At 38.6% G+C, this 22,418-nt stretch carries 18 protein-coding genes; all 18 read left to right on the top strand.

The genetic code is table 11. The features are described from left to right. Positions 1–196: 196 nt before the first annotated feature. The 18 genes from MTBPR1_RS07345 to MTBPR1_RS07260 all read left to right on the top strand — a co-directional run bounded on the left by MTBPR1_RS07345 (position 197) and on the right by MTBPR1_RS07260 (position 22,413). Complete coding sequence (locus MTBPR1_RS07345; RefSeq protein WP_069186928.1) at positions 197–535, top strand: P-II family nitrogen regulator; 339 nt, start codon at positions 197–199, stop codon at positions 533–535. Between the two features lie 14 nt (positions 536–549). Continuing rightward, positions 550–1,875 carry an ammonium transporter family protein gene (locus MTBPR1_RS07340; protein ID WP_069186927.1) on the top strand — a complete coding sequence of 442 codons (1,326 nt, stop codon included), beginning with the start codon at positions 550–552 and terminating at the stop codon, positions 1,873–1,875. Positions 1,876–2,215: 340 nt separating this feature from the next. After that, on the top strand, positions 2,216–3,445 hold the full coding sequence (locus MTBPR1_RS07335; protein ID WP_069186926.1) for an ammonium transporter: 1,230 nt from the start codon (positions 2,216–2,218) through the stop codon (positions 3,443–3,445). A 154-nt stretch (positions 3,446–3,599) separates the two neighbouring features. Beyond that, positions 3,600–4,598: an NAD-dependent epimerase/dehydratase family protein gene (locus tag MTBPR1_RS07330; RefSeq protein ID WP_069186925.1), complete on the top strand. Its 999-nt coding sequence runs from the start codon at positions 3,600–3,602 to the stop codon at positions 4,596–4,598. Position 4,599: 1 nt separating this feature from the next. After that, a complete protein-coding gene (locus MTBPR1_RS07325; protein ID WP_069186924.1) occupies positions 4,600–5,748 on the top strand; it encodes a DegT/DnrJ/EryC1/StrS family aminotransferase in 1,149 nt (382 codons plus the stop codon). A 61-nt stretch (positions 5,749–5,809) separates the two neighbouring features. Beyond that, positions 5,810–6,895 (top strand): class I SAM-dependent methyltransferase, encoded by a 1,086-nt coding sequence (locus tag MTBPR1_RS07320; RefSeq protein ID WP_205631225.1) that lies wholly within the window; start codon positions 5,810–5,812, stop codon positions 6,893–6,895. 122 nt (positions 6,896–7,017) lie between these two features. Then, positions 7,018–8,904 carry an asparagine synthase (glutamine-hydrolyzing) gene (gene asnB / locus MTBPR1_RS07315; protein ID WP_069186922.1) on the top strand — a complete coding sequence of 629 codons (1,887 nt, stop codon included), beginning with the start codon at positions 7,018–7,020 and terminating at the stop codon, positions 8,902–8,904. Further along, on the top strand, positions 8,897–9,958 hold the full coding sequence (locus tag MTBPR1_RS07310; RefSeq protein ID WP_069186921.1) for a GNAT family N-acetyltransferase: 1,062 nt from the start codon (positions 8,897–8,899) through the stop codon (positions 9,956–9,958). Before asnB ends, MTBPR1_RS07310 begins: the two co-directional genes overlap by 8 nt. A 19-nt stretch (positions 9,959–9,977) precedes the next feature. Continuing rightward, on the top strand, positions 9,978–11,693 hold the full coding sequence (locus MTBPR1_RS07305; protein WP_069186920.1) for a carbamoyltransferase family protein: 1,716 nt from the start codon (positions 9,978–9,980) through the stop codon (positions 11,691–11,693). Positions 11,694–11,720: 27 nt separating this feature from the next. Further along, complete coding sequence (locus MTBPR1_RS07300; RefSeq protein ID WP_069186919.1) at positions 11,721–12,998, top strand: B12-binding domain-containing radical SAM protein; 1,278 nt, start codon at positions 11,721–11,723, stop codon at positions 12,996–12,998. A 33-nt stretch (positions 12,999–13,031) separates the two neighbouring features. Then, on the top strand, positions 13,032–13,952 hold the full coding sequence (locus MTBPR1_RS07295; RefSeq protein ID WP_126465097.1) for a polysaccharide deacetylase family protein: 921 nt from the start codon (positions 13,032–13,034) through the stop codon (positions 13,950–13,952). Between the two features lie 17 nt (positions 13,953–13,969). After that, positions 13,970–14,905 carry a methionyl-tRNA formyltransferase gene (locus MTBPR1_RS07290; protein WP_069186917.1) on the top strand — a complete coding sequence of 312 codons (936 nt, stop codon included), beginning with the start codon at positions 13,970–13,972 and terminating at the stop codon, positions 14,903–14,905. Between the two features lie 27 nt (positions 14,906–14,932). Continuing rightward, entirely contained in the window at positions 14,933–15,643 is a 711-nt protein-coding gene (locus MTBPR1_RS07285; protein ID WP_069186916.1) for a polysaccharide deacetylase WbmS family protein, read from the top strand. Positions 15,644–15,693: 50 nt separating this feature from the next. Continuing rightward, entirely contained in the window at positions 15,694–16,428 is a 735-nt protein-coding gene (locus tag MTBPR1_RS07280) for an ABC transporter permease (protein ID WP_069186915.1), read from the top strand. Further along, entirely contained in the window at positions 16,428–17,708 is a 1,281-nt protein-coding gene (locus tag MTBPR1_RS07275) for an ABC transporter ATP-binding protein (RefSeq protein WP_069186914.1), read from the top strand. Before MTBPR1_RS07280 ends, MTBPR1_RS07275 begins: the two co-directional genes overlap by 1 nt. A gap of 30 nt (positions 17,709–17,738) precedes the next feature. Then, positions 17,739–18,587, top strand: coding sequence for a class I SAM-dependent methyltransferase (locus MTBPR1_RS07270; protein ID WP_165602636.1), 849 nt, complete (start codon positions 17,739–17,741; stop codon positions 18,585–18,587). Positions 18,588–18,811: 224 nt separating this feature from the next. After that, positions 18,812–19,492 carry a DUF4956 domain-containing protein gene (locus tag MTBPR1_RS07265; RefSeq protein WP_083222961.1) on the top strand — a complete coding sequence of 227 codons (681 nt, stop codon included), beginning with the start codon at positions 18,812–18,814 and terminating at the stop codon, positions 19,490–19,492. Positions 19,493–19,500: 8 nt separating this feature from the next. Next, positions 19,501–22,413, top strand: coding sequence for a CotH kinase family protein (locus tag MTBPR1_RS07260; protein WP_069186911.1), 2,913 nt, complete (start codon positions 19,501–19,503; stop codon positions 22,411–22,413). The last annotated feature ends 5 nt before the right edge of the window (positions 22,414–22,418 follow it).

Genomic DNA, 22,418 nt, shown 5'->3' with positions numbered 1-22,418 from the left:
GCCTAAATAATAGGCGCTAAAATTTGTGCAATGCAGTGAAGCGCGAATCGGGCGCTCATTTCTAAGTCATTGTTATTAAGTATTTATTTTAATTTTTTTGATTCTGGCACGGTCCTTGAAATAGAGAGGCCAAGAGCATTTGAGCTTTTGTTTAAATCTATTTTTTGAATATCTCGATATTTTAGGAGAGTGCGAAATGAAAATGGTAATGGCCGTCCTCAAGCCCTTTAAGCTTGACGATGTTCGCGAAGCCCTCACCCAGCTGGGTGTACATGGCTTGACCGTTTCTGAAGTTAAAGGCTTTGGCCGTCAGAAAGGGCAAACGGAAATTTACCGTGGCGCTGAATATGTTGTGAACTTCTTGCCGAAGGTCAAAATCGAAATCGTTACATCTGATGACATGGTTGAAAGCGTTGTGGAGACAATCCGCACCTCTGCTGAAACAGGTCGCATCGGTGACGGTAAGATCTTTGTATATGACGTGTCTAAGGCTGTACGTATTCGTACGGGCGAATCAGACGACGAAGCGCTTTAAGGAGTTCTAAGACAATGACTGCGTTGAAAAAACTTTCAAAAATCTCGCTGGTTGCCATGCTTGGGCTGGTTGCTGCGATTGATCCCGCCCTGGCTGAAGGCCCGGACGCTGAAGTACAATATATTCTAAATACATTTCTTTTCTTGGTTTGTGGTTTCTTGGTGATGTTTATGGCGGCTGGTTTCGCCATGTTGGAATCAGGTTTGGTTCGTTCCAAGAACACAGCAACAATTTGTTTGAAAAACATCGTTTTATACGCTGTTTCAGGCTTCATGTTCTACCTTGTGGGTTACAACGTGCTTTATGGTGGCGTTGAAGGTGGTTTCATCGGTTCCTTCTCTTTGTGGGGTCCAGATGATGCAGCTGCACTTGGCGGTGATTTCTCTGGTGGCTATGCAGCTTCTTCTGACTGGTTCTTCCAGATGGTATTTGTTGCAACAGCAGCTTCAGTGGTTTCCGGTACGGTAGCGGAACGTATTAAACTATGGCCTTTCCTTGGCTTTGTAGTTGTTCTTTCTGGTTTCATCTACCCAACTATTGCCATGTGGCAGTGGGGCGGCGGCTGGTTGGCTGAAATGGGCTTTGCTGATTTTGCCGGCTCGACACTCGTACACTCAACTGGTGGCTGGTGTGCATTGACTGGTGCAATCATCCTTGGTGCACGTAAAGGCAAATATGATGCTGATGGCCGTGTAATGCCAATCCCGGGTGCAAACCTGCCAATGGCGACATTGGGTACGTTCATCCTGTGGCTCGGTTGGTTCGGCTTTAATGGCGGCTCACAATTGGCGCTGGGTACAGCTGCTGATGCGGTTGCGATTTCAAACATCTTTATCAATACAAATATGGCAGCTGTTGGCGGTACAATCGCAGCGGCAGTCCTGACACAACTTGTTTATAAGAAAGTTGACCTTTCTATGACATTAAACGGCGCGATCGGTGGTCTTGTTTCCATCACAGCTGGTCCTGACACACCAACGTTGGCGTCTGCCTTCCTGATCGGTGCTGTTGGCGGTGTGATCGTTGTGTTTGTTGTACCGCTTCTCGATAAATTTAAAATCGATGACGTTGTTGGTGCAATCTCTGCTCACTTGGCGTGTGGTATCTGGGGCACAATGATTGTTCCTGCAACTAACGCTGACACTTCATTTGCTACTCAAGCTATCGGTGTTGTTTCCATCGGCGCATTTGTAATCGTTACTTCTGCGATCGTCTGGTTCATCCTGAAGGCTACAGTTGGCATCCGTTGCTCCGAAGAAGATGAGGAGCTTGGTTTGGATCGTGCTGAATTGGGGATGGAAGCCTATCCTGAGTTCGGTCGCGGCTCACAAACTGTGTAATCGTTTTTCGATTACTTCATCTCTACCTTCCCAAAGGTCGGTCCCGGTACTCTTTACGAGTGCCGGGACTTCCTTTTTGGGGCCTGTGTTAAAAATTAAGCATAAAAATTAATGCACAAAAAATAATCAGCAAACTGCCTATATGATTAGCAATTGTGCAAAAAAGCTCATGCCTGAATTTTGGGCATTTTTATATGCGACTCCGCAGTATTCTGCGCTATGAATAGTTTGCCTAATTAATTGGCATGTTTCTTGATAATAGGGTGGCAATGTTTAATTCCTAGGCAGACCCATGATTTGGGAGTGGGTTTGCTGTTTGGCAAATTAAGGTAGAGAGAATATGGAAACCGTTAAAATTGGTGCAGATGTCTTTTTCGTGTTGATGGGGGCCATTATGGTTCTTGCCATGCACGCAGGCTTCGCATTTTTAGAAGTTGGGACTGTTCGTCGTAAAAATCAGGTGAACGCCCTTGTTAAAATCATTGTGGATTTCGCAGTATCCACCGTTGCTTATTTCTTTGTGGGCTACATGGTGGCGTATGGGGTAAGTTTTTTGGCCCCGGCCAGTGTGATTTCGGGCGCAAGCGGTGACTTATTTGCCAAAAGCGGTTTTGATCTGGTCAAATTCTTCTTCCTTTTGACTTTTGCAGCGGCTATTCCGGCGATTATTTCTGGCGGTATTGCTGAGCGCGCACGTTTCTTCCCGCAATTGATCGCAACGGCTATTCTAACCGGTCTGGTGTATCCTTTCTTTGAAGGGATCGTTTGGAACGGCAATTTTGGCCTTCAAGCGTGGATTGAAGAAAGCTTCGGCGCTGGTTTTCATGATTTTGCCGGCTCAATCGTTGTGCATGGTGTTGGTGGCTGGTTAGCCCTTGGCGCAGTTGTGATGCTTGGTGCACGTATGGGACGTTATAAAAAAGACGGCTCTGTTATTGGTATTCCACCAAGCAACATCCCGTTCCTTGCATTAGGCTCTTGGATCCTTTGTGTGGGTTGGTTCGGCTTTAACGTCATGTCTGCACAATCTGTTGAAGGTGTAACTGGTCTTGTGGCCGTGAACTCTTTAATGGCGATGATCGGTGGTATCTTAACAGCGGTTGTTGTGGGTAAAAACGATCCGGGCTTCATCCATAACGGCGCGCTTGCGGGCTTGGTTGCGGTTTGTGCAGGCTCTGACGTGATGCACCCTATCGGCGCGCTTGTAACAGGTGGTTTAGCTGGTGCGTTGTTTGTTTGGGGCTTTGAGAAGTGTCAGAACAAATGGAAAATCGATGACGTGCTCGGTGTGTGGCCATTGCACGGTATGTGCGGCCTGCTTGGTGGCTTGGCTTGTGGTGTCTTTGGCCTAGAAGCCCTTGGCGGCATGGGCGGTGTCACTTTCATGGCACAACTGGTCGGCTCCCTCATCGGTATCGCGTTTGCTACCATCTCAGGCTTTGTGGTCTATGGCGTGTTGGCAAAAACAATTGGTATCCGCTTGGATCAAGAAGAAGAATTCCGCGGTGCTGACCTCTCCATCCACCATATCGGTGCATACCCTGAAGAGGACTTAACGCAAGGTCGTTAATATAGATTGAGAATGAATGTAAAATCCCTGTTCATTTTAGCAGGGATTTTTTTGTGTCTGAGGATTGAAAGAACCATTATCTTTTGACTTAAAATTGCTGAACGTGTAACTCATTATAATGAGTTTATAAAGGTCTGGAAAATAGGATTTTAACATGGATGTTCGAGGCAAGAAGTTTGTTTCAATTGGAGGTGCAGGGCTAATCGGTTCTCATGCGATGGAAGAGCTTCTTAAGGAAGATATTAAAGAGCTAACAATCTATGATAATTTTTCCAGAGGCTCTAAAGAGAACCTAGAGAATGTTCTGAGTGACCCGCGGGTAAAAATTTTTGAAGCGGGTGGTGATATTTGTCAGTCGGATATTTTGAATGCTGCCTTAAAAGATGTTGATGGTGTTTTTCAATTTGCTGCCCTTTGGTTATTACAATGTCATGAATTTCCTCGTTCAGCCTTTAAAGTGAATGTTGAGGGCATGTTTAATGTGCTTGAAGCCTGTGTTCACAACAAAGTAGAGCGTTTAGTCTGGTCGTCTTCAGCCTCTGTTTACGGGGATGCGGTCGAAGACCCCATGACGGAAGATCATCCGTTTTTGAATAAAAACTTTTACGGTGCAACAAAAATTGCTGGTGAAGCCATGGCAACGGCTTTTGCTAATCGTTATGGATTACAGCAGGTTGGTATGCGCTATATGAATGTGTATGGGCCACGCCAAGATTATCATGGAGCTTATATTGCGGTGATCATGAAAATGTTAGATGCCATTGACCGTGGTGAAAGCCCAACTATTTTTGGTGATGGTTCTGAAGCGTTTGATTTTGTTTATGTCGGTGATTGTGGTCGTGCAAATATTTGCGCAATGAAAGCGGATACGACAGACCGTTATTATAATGTAGGAACAGGTACACGGACTTCTTTAAAGGAGTTGGCTGAGAAACTCGTTGAAATTACGGGTTGTTCGCAACCGATTAAATATCAAGAGCGTTCTCAAGCAACTTTGGTTACGAACCGCGTAGGTTGCCCTAAACGTGCAGCTGAAGAAATTTCTTTTGATGCAATTACTAACTTGGATGAAGGGCTTGAAAATTTGATTGAATGGCGCAATTCCCATAAGGCTGCTGTGGAAGCCCGCCGTAAAGCAGTAGGTGTTGAATAAAATGGGAACAGAGTATTCTATACAGATATCTCTTCCCAGTGTAGGCGATGAAGAGTGGCATGCTCTACGTGATCCATTAGAAAATGGTTGGTTGACACAAGGCCCAAAGGTCGCTGAATTTGAACGAGTTTTTGCCGAAAAGCACCAGGTTGAATATAGTTTAGCAACAACATCTTGTACAACGGCTTTGCACTTAGCATTGGTAGCACTAGGTATTGGCCCCGGAGATGAAGTTATTATACCAGCCTTTACATGGGTAGCTACTGCAAATGTTGTTGCGTATTGCGGTGCTACGCCGATTTTTGCAGATGTTAATCCTGAAACATATAATATTGATGTTCAAGATGCATTAAGACGGGTCTCATCAAAAACTAAAGTAGTTATTCCAGTTCACTTGTTTGGTTTGTGTGCAGATGTTGATCTTTTACGTGAAGGATTGCCGGGTCATGTATTTATACTTGAAGATGCAGCCTGTGCTGCAGGCGCCAAATATGGAAATAAGTTTGCAGGCTCTTTAGGTGATGCTGCAGCATTTAGTTTTCATCCAAGGAAAATAATTACGACAGGTGAGGGCGGGATGTTATTGACCCATAAAGGTTCAATAGCTGAACAAGCTAATATCTTAAGAAATCATGGTGCTTCAATCTCTGAAGAACAACGGCATAATGGCCCTCATCCATATTTGATGCCTGATTTTAACCTTTTAGGTTTTAATTATCGAATGACAGACCTTCAAGGTGCAGTTGGTTTAGTGCAGTTGGAGAAGCTTGAAAGGTTTATTCAAGAAAGGTCTCAATGGGCAAAGTGGTATCGAGAGGCACTTAAACATATACCATGGCTCAAATGCCCTGAAGAGCCAAAGAATGGGCGTCATGCATGGCAGGCATTTGTAATGTTTGTACATCCAGATCTAGCCCCAATGCCAAGAAATGACATTATGGATATTTTGCAATCTAAGGGGATTTCTACGCGTCCAGGAACTCATGCGGTTCACATGTTAAAGTATTATAAAGAAAAATATGATTTCGATGCAGTGGATTATCCAAATGCATATGATTGTGATCGAAATACTATGGCTATTCCTTTACATAACTGTATGACAGATAGGGACTATCAATATATCGTTGAGACGCTGGAGTCTTTGTCATAGAAATTATAATAAAGAAACAATAGTAATATTAATTTGGTTGATTTGATTGAAAGTCAGATGGATGGCTTTTAATCATTACCATGCATATTTGCAGACTCAAGAGGAATATCTTATGTCGTCACAATACGTAAACCCATCTCTTGATTGGTTTGAAAATATAATAGGTCTAAATATTCCGCAAGAAGGTGAAAAGGTGGAATTAGATGGTTGTGAATATATTTTTAAAAATGGTATTTTACGATCATCGGCATTACTTTCAGCAGCTCAGGAACAAACAAGCGATACGTTTGGTTTTAAATGGTCAAAGCGAGATACATTTGAAGGCGAAGCAATGCAAGATGTTCTGAGGAACTGGTTGTTGGAAAAATATGGTGATGTAACGAGTTCTTCTTGGTTTAAAGGTCTAGGTGAAAACCCGGTTGTTTTGGATGCGGGTTGCGGTGCATCAAATTCAGCATTGGTAATGTTTGATCAAGTATTGGAAAAGATTCGATATATTGGTGTGGATGTATCTGAAGCAGTTGATGTTGCTAAATTACGATTTCATGAAAAGGGAATTCAAATTGGTGCATTGCAAAGTGATTTAATGCAGTTACCCCTTCCTGATCAAAGTGTTGATTTGATTTTTTCTGAAGGTGTTTTGCATCATACAGATGATACAAAAAAAGCATTGAAAGCAGTAAACCGTCATTTGAAAGTTGGTGGTTATTTTTTATTTTACGTTTACCGTAAAAAAGGGCCGATTCGTGAGTTTACGGATGATTATATTCGAGAAAAACTTCAAAATATGTCTCCTCAGGAAAGTTGGCAAGAAATTAAAGCATTGACTGCTTTAGGTGAAACGCTAGGGGATTTGGATATTGAGATTGATATTAAAGAAAATATTGATCTTTTGGATATCCCAGCGGGAACAATCAACCTCCAAAGATTATTTTATTGGCATATTTTTAAAGCATTTTATCGCCCTGAAATGACTTTTGATGAAATGAATCATATTAATTTTGATTGGTATGCACCCAAGAATGCACACCGCCAGACTTTGGATGAGGTTAGAGAGTGGTGTTCGGAAATTGGTTTAAGCATTGAACATGAAACTGAAGAATTAGCTGGATTGACAATTATTGCGAAAAAAACTGACCAATTATGATGAATTATCGCACCTGACGACCAGGTTACGAAAGATTAAGGCATATAGGATTTGATTTGCATGTTTTTGTCCAAGAGTGTATCTGGTAAGGGAAAAAATCACTTTTAAAAGGGCGAAATGAGATGTGTGGTATTGCTGGTATAGTTCACTTTAATAATCGCCCAGCAGAGTCACGTTATATTCAGGCTATGTGTGAAGCAATTGCACATAGAGGCCCAGACGATGATGGGATTTTTGTTGAAAACAGTGTTGGGTTTGGGCATCGCCGTCTTTCTATTATTGATTTAAGTATGGCAGGCCATCAACCGATGTTTTCATCAGATGGTCGCTATATTCTTATTTTTAATGGCGAAATATATAACTTTAATGAACTTCGTTTAGAGCTTGAGAGCCGTGGATATCAATTTCGTTCTAAGACAGATAGTGAAGTTGTGTTGTATGCGTATTGTGAATGGGGGCCTGAAGTTGTTAAACGATTTAATGGTATGTTTGCGTTTGCGATATATGATCGGCAGGATCAAAGTGTTTTCTTCGCGCGCGATAGGTATGGCATTAAACCCCTATATATGACCTTTATTGGCGATACATTGTTATTTGCCTCGGAGGTTAAGGCTTTTCTTACATTTCCTGAGTTTAAAAACTCGTTAGACCAAGAAGCTCTCATTGAGTATTTCACATTTCAGAATTTTTTCACGAATAAAACATTATTTAAGAATGTTGAGCTTCTTAATCCAGCTACATATGTTCAAATAGATTTATCATCCAAAGACTCACGGAAAGACACGCGGTATTGGGATTATGATTTTCAAGAAGTTGAGTCAGAAAAAGATGAAAGAGTATATACAGAAGAATTAGATTACTTATTACGCCAAGCTGTTAATAGACAACTAGTTGGGGATGTCCCTGTCGGCTCATATCTATCAGGGGGTATGGATTCAGGTGCCATTACTGCAATTTCAGCACCTCAAATTCATGATATGCACACTTTTACAGTTGGGTTTGATAAACATTCAGCAAGTGGACTTGAAATGGCCTTTGATGAGCGCCCAAAGGCAGAATTTATGTCATATCAGTTTAAGACCAGACATTATGAAATGGTTTTGAAGGCTGGAGATATGGAAAGGTGTATGAGTGATTTAGTCTGGCACCTTGAAGAACCTCGTGTGGGACAGAGCTATCCAAATTATTATGCGGCCCATTTGGCTAGCAAATTTAATAAAATTGTTCTTGCTGGCACTGGTGGAGATGAATTATTTGGGGGGTATCCTTGGCGGTATTACCGGGCTGTTAATAATAGTAATTTTGATGAATATGTTGATAAATATTACCAATTTTGGCAGCGTTTAATTCCTAATAAGGATATTTGGAAAGTCTTTGCACCTATTAAGCAGGATGTTGGGCATGTATGGACAAAAGACATTTTCCGCAATGTATTTAAGACCCATGCAGAAAAAATGACGAGACCGGAAGATTACATTAATCATTCATTATATTTTGAAGCTCGTACATTTTTACATGGTCTCCTTGTCGTAGAAGATAAACTTTCTATGGCCCATGGCATTGAAAGCCGGGTTCCTTTTTTGGACAATGATTTAATTGATTTTGCAATGAAATTACCGGTTAAATATAAATTGGGAAATTTATCGAATGTTATCCGGATTAATGAAAATGATTCAAAGAAAGCTCAGAAATATTTTCAGAAAACAAAAGATGGAAAACTGTTATTAAGAAAAGCAATTTCTAATATTATTCCAGATGAAATTAGTGGTGGGATTAAACAGGGTTTTTCAGCGCCAGATGAGAATTGGTTTAAAGGGGAGAGTATTGATTTTGTTAAAGACCGCTTATTGAGTAGAAATTCATCAATATATAATTGGATGGATTTTAAAGAAGTGACCTCTTTACTTGATCAACATTTCTCAGGACAATGTAATAGAAGGCTTCTTGTATGGTCTTTGTTGTATTTCGATGAATGGTGTAAGCAGTTTCTGAGCGGGAAGCATGTCTGATATTAGCATTGAAATAATTAATGAACCAACCTCAGAATATATTGAATTTTTGGGACAAGCTGATGAAGCAATGTTGTTTCAAGAGGCAAATTACCTCAAATTAATTTCTAATATTGCACAAAGTCAGATTTTTATTTTCTTGGCACGAAATGCGAGAAAGCAAGTTGTGGGTGTTTTACCTGCAATAATGATTGATGGTAAGTATGGCTCTATATTAAATGCATTGCCCTTTTATGGTAGCCATGCTGGACCTGTTGTAACTGTACAAGGCGATGCTTTGGTTAAGTTATCGCAAAAATTTTTTTCTTTTTCTAAGGAGAAAAATTGTGCCACATCTACATTGATTTGCTCTCCATTTATGTTTTTAGAAAAACAGAAAGCCCTGTCAGAAGATTGTGTTGTTTCTTATGTGGACTCTCGAATTGGTCAAATGACCTATTTACCACAAGTCTTTTTGCCAGATGAAAGCCTTGAAGATCGATTAATGTCGATATTTCATTCTAAGACTCGAAATATGGTTAGAAAATCACAGAAAGAAGGGCTGGTACATCAAAAAGGTTGCAACGAAAAAGCACTGGCTTTTTTAGAGAGCACACATAATGATAATATGTCAGTTATTGGTGGAACGCCTAAACCACGTGAGTTTTTTTCTGGTTTGAAGGATACTTACATAGAAGGTGAACAATATCAGATCTATACGGCTTTTGATCAGGGTGAACCTGTTGCGGCTTTACTTTTGTTTTATTTTAATGGCATCGTTGAATATTTTACGCCTGTTATTAAGAAAGAAGCACGTTCTAAACAACCACTGAGTTATCTTATTTTTGAGGCAATGATAGACGCTGTGAAAGATGGACATAACATCTGGAATTGGGGTGGGACCCATATTAATCAGGAAAGTGTCTATCGATTTAAGAAAAGGTGGGGGGCTGTGGATAAAGAATATTTATATTTGAATAAGATTAATGATCAAAATATTCTTAAAATTGATCCAGCAGAATTATGTTATGAATATCCATTCTTTTATGTCTATCCATTTGGAAAAGATAATTAACACTTGGGACCCTTAAAATATGGTCAAAAATATATTGGGCTTGCATGTTTCCGGGAGTCAGTCGGGGGCTGCAATATTGCAAGATGGTAAGCTTATTGCTGCTGTTAGTGAAGAACGTTTTAATCGGCAAAAAAGAAGTAGGGCTTTTCCGCATCAAGCAATAAAATATTGTTTGGAGTCCATAGGTTTGTCAGATTTACGTGATGTTGATCATGTGGTCATGCCGTGGAATCCAGCTATTCATATGAAAAATATGAATATGTCTGGTTTTACACAATGGAGAAGGTATGAACCTGAGTGGTTGTATATTTTACCTAATAACATGATGCCTTATTTAGAGGGCGAGAATATCCAGTATATGCAACAAGGCATGGCAGAAAGGGGAGGCCTATTTTACTATTTGTCTCATCATATGGCTCATATGGGGTGGGCATATGCATCTTCTTTTGAGGAATGTGCAATTGCAGTTATTGATGAGCATGCTGAATCAGATGCTATTAGCTATGGTACCTTAAAAGGAAATAAGGTTGATGTGTTAAAATCTGTTCCTTTCCCCCATTCTATGGGCATTTATTATGCTACTTTTACAGAATATTTGGGCTTTCAAGCGAACGGCGAAGAATGGAAAGTAATGGGAGCTGCCGCTTTTGGTTCTCCTGAGCGTTTTCAAGATATTATTCGTGGGCTCGTCCGTTATGAGGAAGGTAATGTTGTAATTGACCAATATTGCTTTACTTTTTCAAATATGCGTGTTGGTGGTTATTTTGGCGAAGAATTGATTAAGTATCTTGGAGTTCCACCACGTAAGCCTAATGAACCATTAGAGCAAATACACTATGATTTTGCGGCAGCCGTACAATATATCTATGAAGAGATTCTCTTTAGTTCTCTTGATTGGTTGGCAGAAGAAACGGGTATGTCGAATTTGGTATTAGCTGGTGGTTGTGCCATGAATTCATTGGCGAATGGAAAAATTATTGGAAATACCAACTTCAAAAAATTATTTGTAGGCCCAGCTGCAGGCGATAATGGTTGTGCTATTAGTGCAGCTTTATGGTTACACGCTCAAGAGAAACAAGATGTACCTGATCCATTTCGAGCGTCTGTTTCAGCTTATACTGGTCCCTCATGGAATGATGATGAAATAGAGAAGACGTTACAGCGATATAAGTTACATTATAAAAAATCATCGAATATTGTTAGTGATACTGTTGAATGCCTTATTAATGGAAAAATTGTAGGTTGGTTCCATGGGGCTTTGGAATTTGGTGAAAGAGCATTGGGTGCTCGTTCAATTCTAGCGGACCCAAGAGATGAAACTATGAAAGATAAGATTAATCTTTCGGTGAAATATCGAGAGGCATTTAGACCATTTGCACCGAGCATATTATGGGAGAAGGTATCTCAATACTTTGATATACCAGATGGTGCATCTGCAGATTATATGGAACAAGTATACTCCATTAAAGAAGATAAAAGGTCTATTGTGCCTGCTGTTGTTCACAATGATGGTACGGGACGCTTGCAAACTGTGAAAAAAGAGACAAATCTTAAATATTGGCAATTGATATCAGAATTTGAAAAGAAAACAGGTGTTCCATTAGTCCTAAACACGTCATTTAATGTTGCTGGAGAGCCAATGGTTTGCTCTCCCGATGATGCAATTCGTACTTTTTTTACTTCGGGACTTGATATTTTAGCAATTGGTACATTTATTGTTCAAAAAGATAATTAGAATGGTCAGCAAGAGCTGGATAACATAATGAAGATTTTACTATTTAAGGTCCGTGAATATATAACAGAAGAAAATCGTTTTGGTTATCGAACATGGAAAGAGCTTCCCTCTCATATACTGTTAACATGCAGGTACTTGCGAGATCTTGGGTATGATGTTGATTTGAAAGTACAAGATACGTATTTAGATCATGATTTTGCAGGGTATGATGTTGTTGCCCAATGGTTGTCTATTGCAGATGGTCTATATGAGGGCTTAGATTATTTCCGAGTTGCAAAGAAGTATGGTGCAAAGACAGCAATGTTGTTGTTTGATGATTGGGAAGGACTGCAAAAACAAATATTACATGATTATTCATTCGTTGATTATGGTGTACGAGGTTGGGACTCTGAGGTAAACCTAGGACAGCTTCTAGCTTTTTTAGATGGAAAGAATGATGTTATACCGTTAACGGGGATTGTTTATAGAACGCCGGAAACTGGTAAGATATTTGATGGTGGCAGGGTTATACATCATTCAGATTCGTTGTCTCATTTGAAAAGTAGCCGCGAATTGATTGAGGAACTCGGTATTGAGAATTACGATTCACATACTGTGCGTCTGTCTTCAGGTTGTCCATTTAAGTGTACTTTTTGTCATATTCGAACTCAAAATAACAGATACCGTGTTACGGATGATTTTTTAGATGAATTAAGTGCGTTCCCTAATGGGAGCACTCTCAAATTTATGACGGCCGATATTATGGCTGATGCTGATTGGGTTAGACGTTTTTGCAATGATGTGATTGCAAAAGGTATCAGAGTTGAATGGAGTGCCGATTGTCGCTTTAATTGGTTGAAAGACACTGAGTTACTCGCTTTAATGCGTAAAGCAGGTTGTTATAAATTAGATTTTGGAGTTGAAAGTTTTCACCCAAAAATGATGAAGAAATATAGAAAAGGTTATACCACAGAGGTCGTTGATGCAGGAATACAGAGTCTGTTAAATGCAGGTATTATACCCAGTATTAATATGATGATTGGGCATCCAGAAGATGATGCAGAGACATTAGCAAGTACCTGTGATTTTATTGCATCAATGGGTAAAAGAAATGTTGAAATGGTGGGGATTCAATATTTGCGTCCTTTGCCAGGAACGCCAATTCATAATGAGGCTGTGGAGAAAGGCTTAATTCCTGAGGAATATAGTTATAAGGAATTTACAGTTGCGCGGCACTCGCCTATGTTGCCCACGTGTCATTTGAGTATGGAACAGTTGATTTCTTGGAAGAGCAAAATGGACCATGCATATTATAATGGTATGTGAGTATTGTTCTTTTATTGGTTCCCAAGGTGTTAAATGCATTCATTTATAGCGAGTAATAACGGCCAGAAGTTAGTTAGATTGCTTGACGTAATGGGACTTAAGGAACCCCTTCGTCGCGCATATTATAAAATTTTGGCCCGTAAGGAAAAAGTTCTTCCATCAAAAGAGATTATTTCAATTTCGCCCCATAATATCAAATTATATGAATATTTTATAAGGTTCCATATTTCGAAAGGTGCGAAATTTATTACTTCTGCGGATTTGTATCCAAGGTTTGATAAGAAGAATGATGAATATTATATCCATCTCCGTCATGATATCGATTATGCACCTGAATCCTTGCACCTTTTTCTGGATATAGAGAAAAAGTACAATATAAGATCAGATATATATTTAATCTTATCCAATGATTATTATGATGTTGATCCATATGTAAAAGCATTTCAAAGTTATGCAAAAGAAGGTTTTGTCTTTGGTTTGCATACTTTAGCACCAGCATATGAGGACTTTTACTCAGTCTTGCGAGATGAGTTAGATATTTTTCAGTTAAAAATGGGTTTCTCTGCAAAATATTTTACTATTCATGGGCCATCTGCATATCCTGAGAGGCCGGAAGATTGGCCTGTGCGAAGACAAAAGTTTTTGGATAAAGTTTCACAACGCTTGCCTTCATTTGGTTTTGAGGGGTCTTCAAATTATTCTTTGGATTTTTCATGGGTAGAAGATGCAGGTCAGGGCGGTTTTTTTTCGTATCTGACTGAAGATTGGATTACAGAGTCTTTACCAATGGGGCATGTTCATGCAGTTTTAACTCATCCTTGTCATTGGGTTGATTGGCCAATTAAATGGAAAATACATCATTCAACATATAATGAAGCTGATAAATTAAAGAGTTTTATTGAATCTGCGAGGGATATGAATACGTTACCTTCAATGAAAGATATTGAAAAATAAGATTTTAGAGTGGTTGTATGAAATTTGTTGCTTTGGGTCGTACACATCTATTGTTTGATGCCATTAAACTTGCTGTACAAAATGGATATGAATGTTGTGCCATCATCACTAATGAAGCTGCGCCTGAGTATAAGGTTGGTGTTGAGGATTTTAAGCATTTGGCAGAGGAAATTGGTGCAAGTTTTTTCAATGTGAGTAATTTAAATTCTGAGCTTTTAAGGCAAGAAATTGCGAAATCAGGTGCACAGGTTGGGATTAGTGTGAACTGGCCTGTACTGATAAAAAAAGATTTTCGCTCATTGTTGCCTTATGGCGTGTTAAATGCGCACGCGGGGGATGTTCCTCGATATAAGGGGAATGCTTGTCCAAACTGGGCTCTGCTTAATGGTGAAGAGGAAGTTTGCCTTAGTCTCATGCAAATGGATGATGGATTAGATAGTGGACCCGTTTTCAAGAAAATTTATTTACCCATAGATGAAGGGACATATATTTCAAAGATATATGATGATCTTGAAAAACATACACCATTGTTGTTTTTAGATGCACTGCATTCAATTTCTGAAGGGAACTTTTCAACTGAGCCACAGCCAATAGACCCTGATACATTTTTACGGGTTTATCCAAGGCGACCAGAGGATGGAAAAATAGACTGGAATACATCTTTTATACAAGTTGATCGTTTAATTCGTGCAAGTGCGGAACCTTTTGCAGGCGCATTTTCTTTTTTGGACGATGGGCGTAAAATAACGATTTGGCGTGCAAGAAAAGAAGAGCATGTCGGTTCTTTTCTTGCCGTGCCTGGTCAAGTTGCAGGTATTAATAGAAAGTCTGGTGAAATTAGAGTTTTATGTCGGGACGGTGTAATTTGTATTGAAGAAGTTCAGCTTGAAGATGAGGAAAAGCGATGCTTGCCTTCGGATGTGATACGTTCAATGCGTGAGAGATTGCATTAAAGATATTGAAGACTTGTGGAGAATTTAATGCTTACTCAGCCTGTTATTACTCTTGATATTGATTGGGCACCCGATTTTATCATTAATAATGTTGCTGATATTTTGATTGAGCATCGGGTGAATGCAACTTGGTTTGCCACGCATCTTAGTTCCGCAGTAAGGCGTCTTCAGGAATATAATGACTTATTTGAAATAGGTATCCATCCTAACTTTATGGAAGGTTCAACTCATGGGAAGACTTCTATAGATGTATTGAAACATATGATGGACCTGTTTCCTGAAGCGAAATCAATGCGTAGTCATGGACTTGTGCAATCATCATCAATCTTAGCAGAAGTTTGTGAATATACCTCAATCGTTACAGATGTTTCACTCTTTTTGCCTTCAATTCCATATTCTATTTATAGTGAATATTGGACACCTCATAGGAAATTGGACCGTTATACATATGTATGGGAAGATAATTATGAGATGTTCAAGCCAACTGCGTATTGGAGATATGAGAATACAGGGCGTGATGATTTGAAACTGGGAATTATTAATTTTCATCCGGTGCATTTGGTATTAAATGGTGCGGATTTATCAAATTATAAACGGTTAAAAGATCGAAAACCAAGAATTGACCAAGTGGAGCCTATTGATTTGCAAGGTTTGACATCAACTGGAGAAGGCCCTAGAACAATGTTTGATTCACTTCTTCATTTCCCTTCCTGTAAAATTTCAGATATATCGCCATAATGTTTAGCTATTTTCATTCATTCATTAAATATCGAAGATTGATATGGGAAATGGCGTTGCGCGATTTACAGGTAAGAACAAAAGGTTCTTTGCTGGGCTTGCTCTGGATTGCACTCATCCCTTTGATACAAACAGCCGTATACGTTTTTATTATACTTTTTATTTTTAAAAGCAAGCTACCTGGTTTTGATACTTCTATTGATTATATCGCTTATGTTTTATGCGGGCAGGTTGCCTGGTCTTTTATTAGTAAAACAATGAATGATGCACCGATGTTGATACGTTCGAGGATGGAACTTGTTAAACAAGTAATTTATCCTGTTGAAACATTGCCTGCAAATTCGATTATTCTGGGGGCAATAAGTGTCATAATAACGTTTGTTATTGCTATTGGTGTTGGATTATATGCTGGTAATATATCATTAACTATTTTCCTAATGCCTCTCCCTATTATTTTGCTAACGTTATTTGCATTAGGAAGCAGTTGGTTATTAATGATTATTGGTGTGATATTTAAAGATATATCAGAGGTTATTACACTATTCTTTGGACTCCTTGTCTATTTATCACCTGTTTTGCTATTCGAAGGGCTGGTGAGCGAGACATTGTGGACACTCATTTTATTAAATCCATTTTCCCATATTATTATTGTTTTTCGAGATGTGATATTTGGTGAATTCCATATGATGAGCTGGTTTGTTTTCTCAATTATGTCAGTTGTAAGCAGTATTGTTGGGTATTATTTATTGAGTCGTTTTCGTTTGATTATCAATGAGCATATCTGATGTCTAATGGATGGAAAAATTTGGAAAATACGCAGGGTCTAGATGACATTGCAATTCGGGTTCAAAATGTTACGAAAAAATTCAAATTGTATGAAAACCCGATTACAGGTCCCATTCGAGCTTTTCTTGGTTTAAAGAGTGGTGAAAAATGTAAAGAGTTTCATGCTATCAATGATGTTTCTTTTGATATCAAAAAAGGAGAAGTTGTTGGTATTATCGGTTTAAATGGCAGTGGTAAAACGACGCTCCTTAAGATGATTGCAGGCTTGTTACCTGTTGATGAAGGACAGATTGAAGTTAATGGACATATTACCGCGTTATTAGCGTTAGGGGTCGGTGTTCACCCAGAGTTTTCTGGTCGGGAAAATATTTATTATAGTGGTCTGTTGATGGGAATTTCGCGAGAGGAAATTCTTGATAAAATGGATTCTATTATTGAGTTTTCAGAAATTGGTCATTTCATTGATCAACCGTTTAGGACTTACTCATCAGGTATGCGTGCGCGTTTGCTTTTTTCAATTGCAATGAGTGTCGAGCCTGAAATTATTATTATTGATGAAGCCTTGGCAACAGGGGATAGTCACTTTGTCCAGAAATCTGCGGAACGTGTAAAGCAAATTTGTCAAAGTGGCGCAACAGTCTTGTTTGTGTCTCACAATACAGCGCAAATTCAACAGTTATGCCAACGCGCAATCGTATTAAGTAGTGGTGAAATTCATAGTATTGGGGATGTGAATTCTCAAATTAAATCATATTATCAGTTGGTGCATAAGAAAGAGGGTGAGTTAGCTCATTTGAATTCAATAGATATTGATTCGGCGCAAATAACGACTGGGAATGTGAAAATTAAGAACGTTGGTATTAAGAGGCCAGATGAACAATATGGGACATCTTTTTATACGGGCGAGGCAGTTGAAATAGATGTGGAATATGAATCCTCTTATGTGGACGGGAAAGAGGTTTGCATTTTTATAGGCTTCGATTTACAGAGTAACGGAAGTTATGTCGCTGAAGTAAATTCCATTGCATTAATAAATCCTTACACACATGATATATCAATACAGAAAATTTTATTGAAGAAAAAAGGCACTATTACACTATCTATTCCGAGCTTATTGCTTTTGAATAATCATTTTTCTCTGTGGGTGATGTTTTATGAACCTGAAGGTGAAATATTATGTGAAGTAAGAGGTGTTTCCGGCTTTTTTGTTTCAAGAAGGGCCTATTCTGATCAAGTTGATGCTATTGCAGTTTTGCCGGCACAGATGGCTCAGAATTAATTTATTTTAATCATGATAATGGAATTAAAAATGGCTTTTGGTTATTTTCCAAGAAGAAGCTGGTTAAGAATATTGAAATATCCAATTCGAGAGTTTCTGGATTGGAAAAGAGGCCAGGATAATCTTATTAAGAGAATGCATGTTGAAGAGACATTTCGTCTGTTAGATTTGTCAAAAACAGACGATGTACTTGAATTAGGTGCCGGCGGTATGCATTACACGGGTGAAATTGCAAAATGTGTTAATCATATTACAGCCTTAGATCATGTAGAGGGCTTTGGTGGAAACCTAAGAATTTTCCGTTTTCCAGATAATATTAAATGTATTAAAGGTGATGTTCATGATTTACCTTTTGAAGATAATAGCTTCGATAAATGTTTTATTTCTGAAGTCTTTTCAGTCATTCCCCACCCAGAACAGTGCCTTGCGGAAGTGTATAGAGTTTTGAAACCAGGCGGTATGCTCTTAAAAGTTCACGGTGATGCATATCCAAATCTCGAAAAAGCAGCGCAAACAGAAAAGGGAAAAGCTATTTTGGCTCAAGCCAAGGAGAGATGGGGGATAAAGGTTGATCCAAAATCGTTACGCCAAAACCTTTTTGCAACGCACAGTACAAATCCGGATTTTTTTGAAGATTTAGAGGGGACAATTCTATCTCTTTTTAAAAATGCTGGTTTTACAGTAGATGAAGTTTCTTGGAAAATAGGAGAGAAAGCGCAAATCGAGTATTGTTATCTTATGTTTGAAGCCCTTGTGCAGACAGGAAAGCCCATACTTGAAGCAGGGCAGGTTGAACATCTTAATCAATTAAAAGAGATTGATCAGTCAGATATGCCATATAAAAGAGGTTTTACAATGTTTTGCAAAGGCCATAAGTAACTTTAGATTCTTTTCGTAGCAACAATTCCTCCATATGCAAATAAATCTGTATCCAAATCTATGTTCTTTGACTGTTCTGTATCAAATGAAGTGAAAACTAAAGGGGTATATTTGTTATTTGTATATCAAGAAACCTCTATGAGAAACTAGATAAATTTCACTAGTTTTTGTGTGCAAGTTTGATTAAGAATGGAACTAATCTTAAATATTGACTCAGGTTTAAAATGCTACCATCAACTGTAATGAATACACAAAGTATTGCGATATCGCTTGTAGACTTACTGATTAGTTTGAGTGTTTCAGTCGGATTGGGTGTTTTCTCTGCTGGCATTTATCGTTGGACCCACCGGGGTTTGACATATGAGAGAACTTTTCTTGTTACGCTTGTATTGATTCCGGCGATTGTTGGGTTGGTCATGATGTTGATTGGGAGTAACCTTGCGTTATCTCTTGGCTTGGTTGGTGCTTTATCAATTATCCGCTTCAGAACAGTCATTAAAGATTCCCGTGATATGATTTTTCTATTTTGGGGAATTGCAGTTGGTTTAGGTTGTGGGACTTATAATTGGACTGTTGTGGTTGTCAGCAGTATCTTTTTTGCGATTGTCGTTATCGTTCTGCATTACTTAGAATATGGCAAACAACGTTTCTGCGATTGTGTTCTGGTACTTGAAGGTGTGGGTGAGCTGCCTGAAGATGCAATTAATGAGATAGCAAAGAAATATGTGTTGAAGAGAGAAATACGTAATTTTGATATGCAAAAAGATGAGTTTGAAGCAGTGATGGAACTGAGACTTAAGAATACGGATATCAAAACACAACAAGAATTGTTGAGTTCATTGAAAGAGCTTGAGGGTATTAATAAAGCATCATTACTTGCTCCTCGTGTTTCCCTTCCATTGTAAATTGAATAATGCAAATATCTCATACGACATTAAAACGGCTCGTTCTATTAAATACTGCGCTTGTTATTCTTGGAATTGTTACATTAGTGGCGCTTGCTATTATGTTTCGCCCTCAAGTGAAGGAAGTTTTAAGAGACGTTAAAAATGATGTGGTTCAAAATTTAAAGAAATCGACGCTTTATACTGAGCGAGCGCAAACGGCGGATTTACCTGTTTATCAGTTGTCGATTAAGTCTGATGATTTAAGAAGAATTGAAGTTATTACGAGGAACGCAGCCTCTGAAGGGGTTTTGTTGAAGCCAAATAAGATTTGGGTGCCTGCTCAATTTGTGTATGACAATAAACGCTATAAAGCGAAAGTCAGAGTACGTGGCGATTTGGCAAATCATTGGAATTCTTCAGTAAAATCATGGCGGGTAAAATTTAACAGAGATAATTTGTTTCAAGGCAAACGTGAAATTAATCTGATTATACCTGCGGATAAAGCATATGAAACAGAAGCTGTTGCCTATAAAATTGCCCGAAAATTAGGTCTTTTGGTTCCTGATGCTGGTTTTGCACGATTAAAAATTAACAACATCGATATGGGCCTGTATTTCTGGAGTGAACAACCAGGTAAGGAAATGCTTGAAAAGCTTCAATATCCAAATGGCGAAATTTTTAATGCAGATAATGTATGGGTTGATACTCGTTATAATGCATTTGGTATTGAAAGTGGGTTTGATTCATATCCGGCATATTACAGTGGCAATATTCAGGAAGGCCCCATTCAAGGGAGAATTGTAAAACGCTGGCAGGAATTGTTAGAACTAGTTCGTGATGCAGATCCATTGATATATGCTCAGAAAATTCCTCTATATATAAATATAGATAAATTTGTAAAATGGAGTGCTCTGAGTTGGGTTTTTGGCAGTGCTCATGCACAACAAATTGACAATGTGCGTTGGTATTACGATACGACGACAGGACGATTCGAACCAATCTTATATGATGTCAATGTGTATAGCCTGGGTCAGTGGGATGGATCTAAACGTGTTGATCAATCACATCAAATTGTGGGTCCTAAAACAACATTTGATACGTTGATTGGTGGGCATAAAATAATAAATAAAACTTTACAGGTTCCGGATGTGCAATTTCGACGGAATCAAGAGCTATGGAAGCTGCTCAATAGTGAAGATTTAGATTTTGTTAAAATGATGAGAAATGAGTATCAGTCTATTCGTTCATTTCTGGACATTGGTTTAGAGGCAAAAAATAAACCGAGTGAGGATTATTACCAGAGCCTCCGTATTCAAAAAATTGTGAATAATCAGAAACTTCTAAAAAAATGGTTGGGCTTTTCTAGATCATTTTCAGACATTAAAATGAATGAAAATGATCATAGTTTGTCTATGTCGATATCACCTGATGGTTTGGCAGGTTTATATTTGGATGGAGTTGAGTTCTTTGGAATAAAGGGCTTTAACGAGAAAGGTCTAGAGATCACACTTCAGAACCCATATGGAGAAACAAAAGAAGTAAATATTGATTATGTGAAAAAAAATAATACCTCAGTAGTTTTGGCATTTGATACACAGTTTTTATACACTGTAAGAAGTGAAAATTTGATGCCGATACCTTCTGATTGGAGACTAACAATTAGGGGCGTTGTTTATAACGAAAAGGATGCATTTCAAGTGGATGATTTCTTACCATTGCTAAGAAATGCAATCACTAAACATGCAGTTGAAGGTTATAGAAACAGACGGACAGCTTCTTTATATGAAAATAAAAAAGAAGCGCCTGTGACAACGCCTTTTATGCCAGTTGATCAATTTATAGCACGAAGTGGGTTGCCATTTAAAAAAGTGGGACAAACTCTCAAATTGGAAAAAGGTGAGTATGAGCTTCATGAAAGTTTGAATTTCCCTAAAGACTATGGGTTAAGCTTGTTACCTGGCGTTAAGATAAAAATGGGTGTCGGCGCAAATATATTGCTACATCAACCATTAATAGCCTTGGGTACAGCTGAAGAAAATGTGATTATTGAACCCGCAGATGCTTCCCAGCCTCCTTGGGGTACAGTTTCAGTCATAGCTGCGAACGGAGTATCTCAAATTAAGCATACTCAGATTTCTGGTGGGAGCGAGGCTTGGTTAAATGGTAAATATTTATCTGGTCAGCTAAATTTCTATCATTCGGATGTGACTTTGTCAGATGTACGTATCAGCCATGCTCATGCTGATGATGGTTTGAATGTAAAACGAGCAAAAGTGAGAATTGAAAATAGTTATTTCTCAGAAAATGCATCTGATGCTTTTGATGGTGACTGGGTAGAGGCAATAATTGAAAATACAATATTTTTGAATAATAAGGGCGATGGGGTTGATTTCTCAGGTTCAAATGTGGTGATTAAGGATAGTTGGTTATCCCATATGGGAGATAAAGGCATTAGTGCAGGAGAGAAAAGCGAGATATGGGTATATCATACTACACTTGATGGTTCGTCGATTGGGGTTGCCTCTAAAGATCAATCACATGTGTCAATTTACGCCTCGTTGTTAACGCAAAATAAAACCGGAATTTCTTTATATCAAAAGAAGGATATTTTTGGACCAGCAGATGTAACTGTATATGGTTCTTTGATCGCTATGAATAATAAAGACTTTACTGTACAAGATGCGTCGGTTTTAGAATTAAAGGGTACTACTCTAGTTAATCAGTTAGAGAATCAGAAAATAAAATCGGAAGAATTACATTTTATTAGTCCTGAGAACCAAATTTCAGTAAGGAATAAGAGGGGTTTACCTGTTGTTAAGCCTGCAGTCCTAGGAGAAATTCCGACTGAATTAAAAACTAAACCTGTTTCAGTTAATGGTCTGGTAATTCCTGATTTATCTACAGTCGCCCCTCTCCCTGAGCATGTAAGTTTGAGATAATTGGT

The organism is Candidatus Terasakiella magnetica, assembly GCF_900093605.1.
Taxonomy (GTDB): domain Bacteria; phylum Pseudomonadota; class Alphaproteobacteria; order Rhodospirillales; family Terasakiellaceae; genus Terasakiella; species Terasakiella magnetica.
This window is presented reverse-complemented; position numbering and strand designations above follow the sequence as displayed.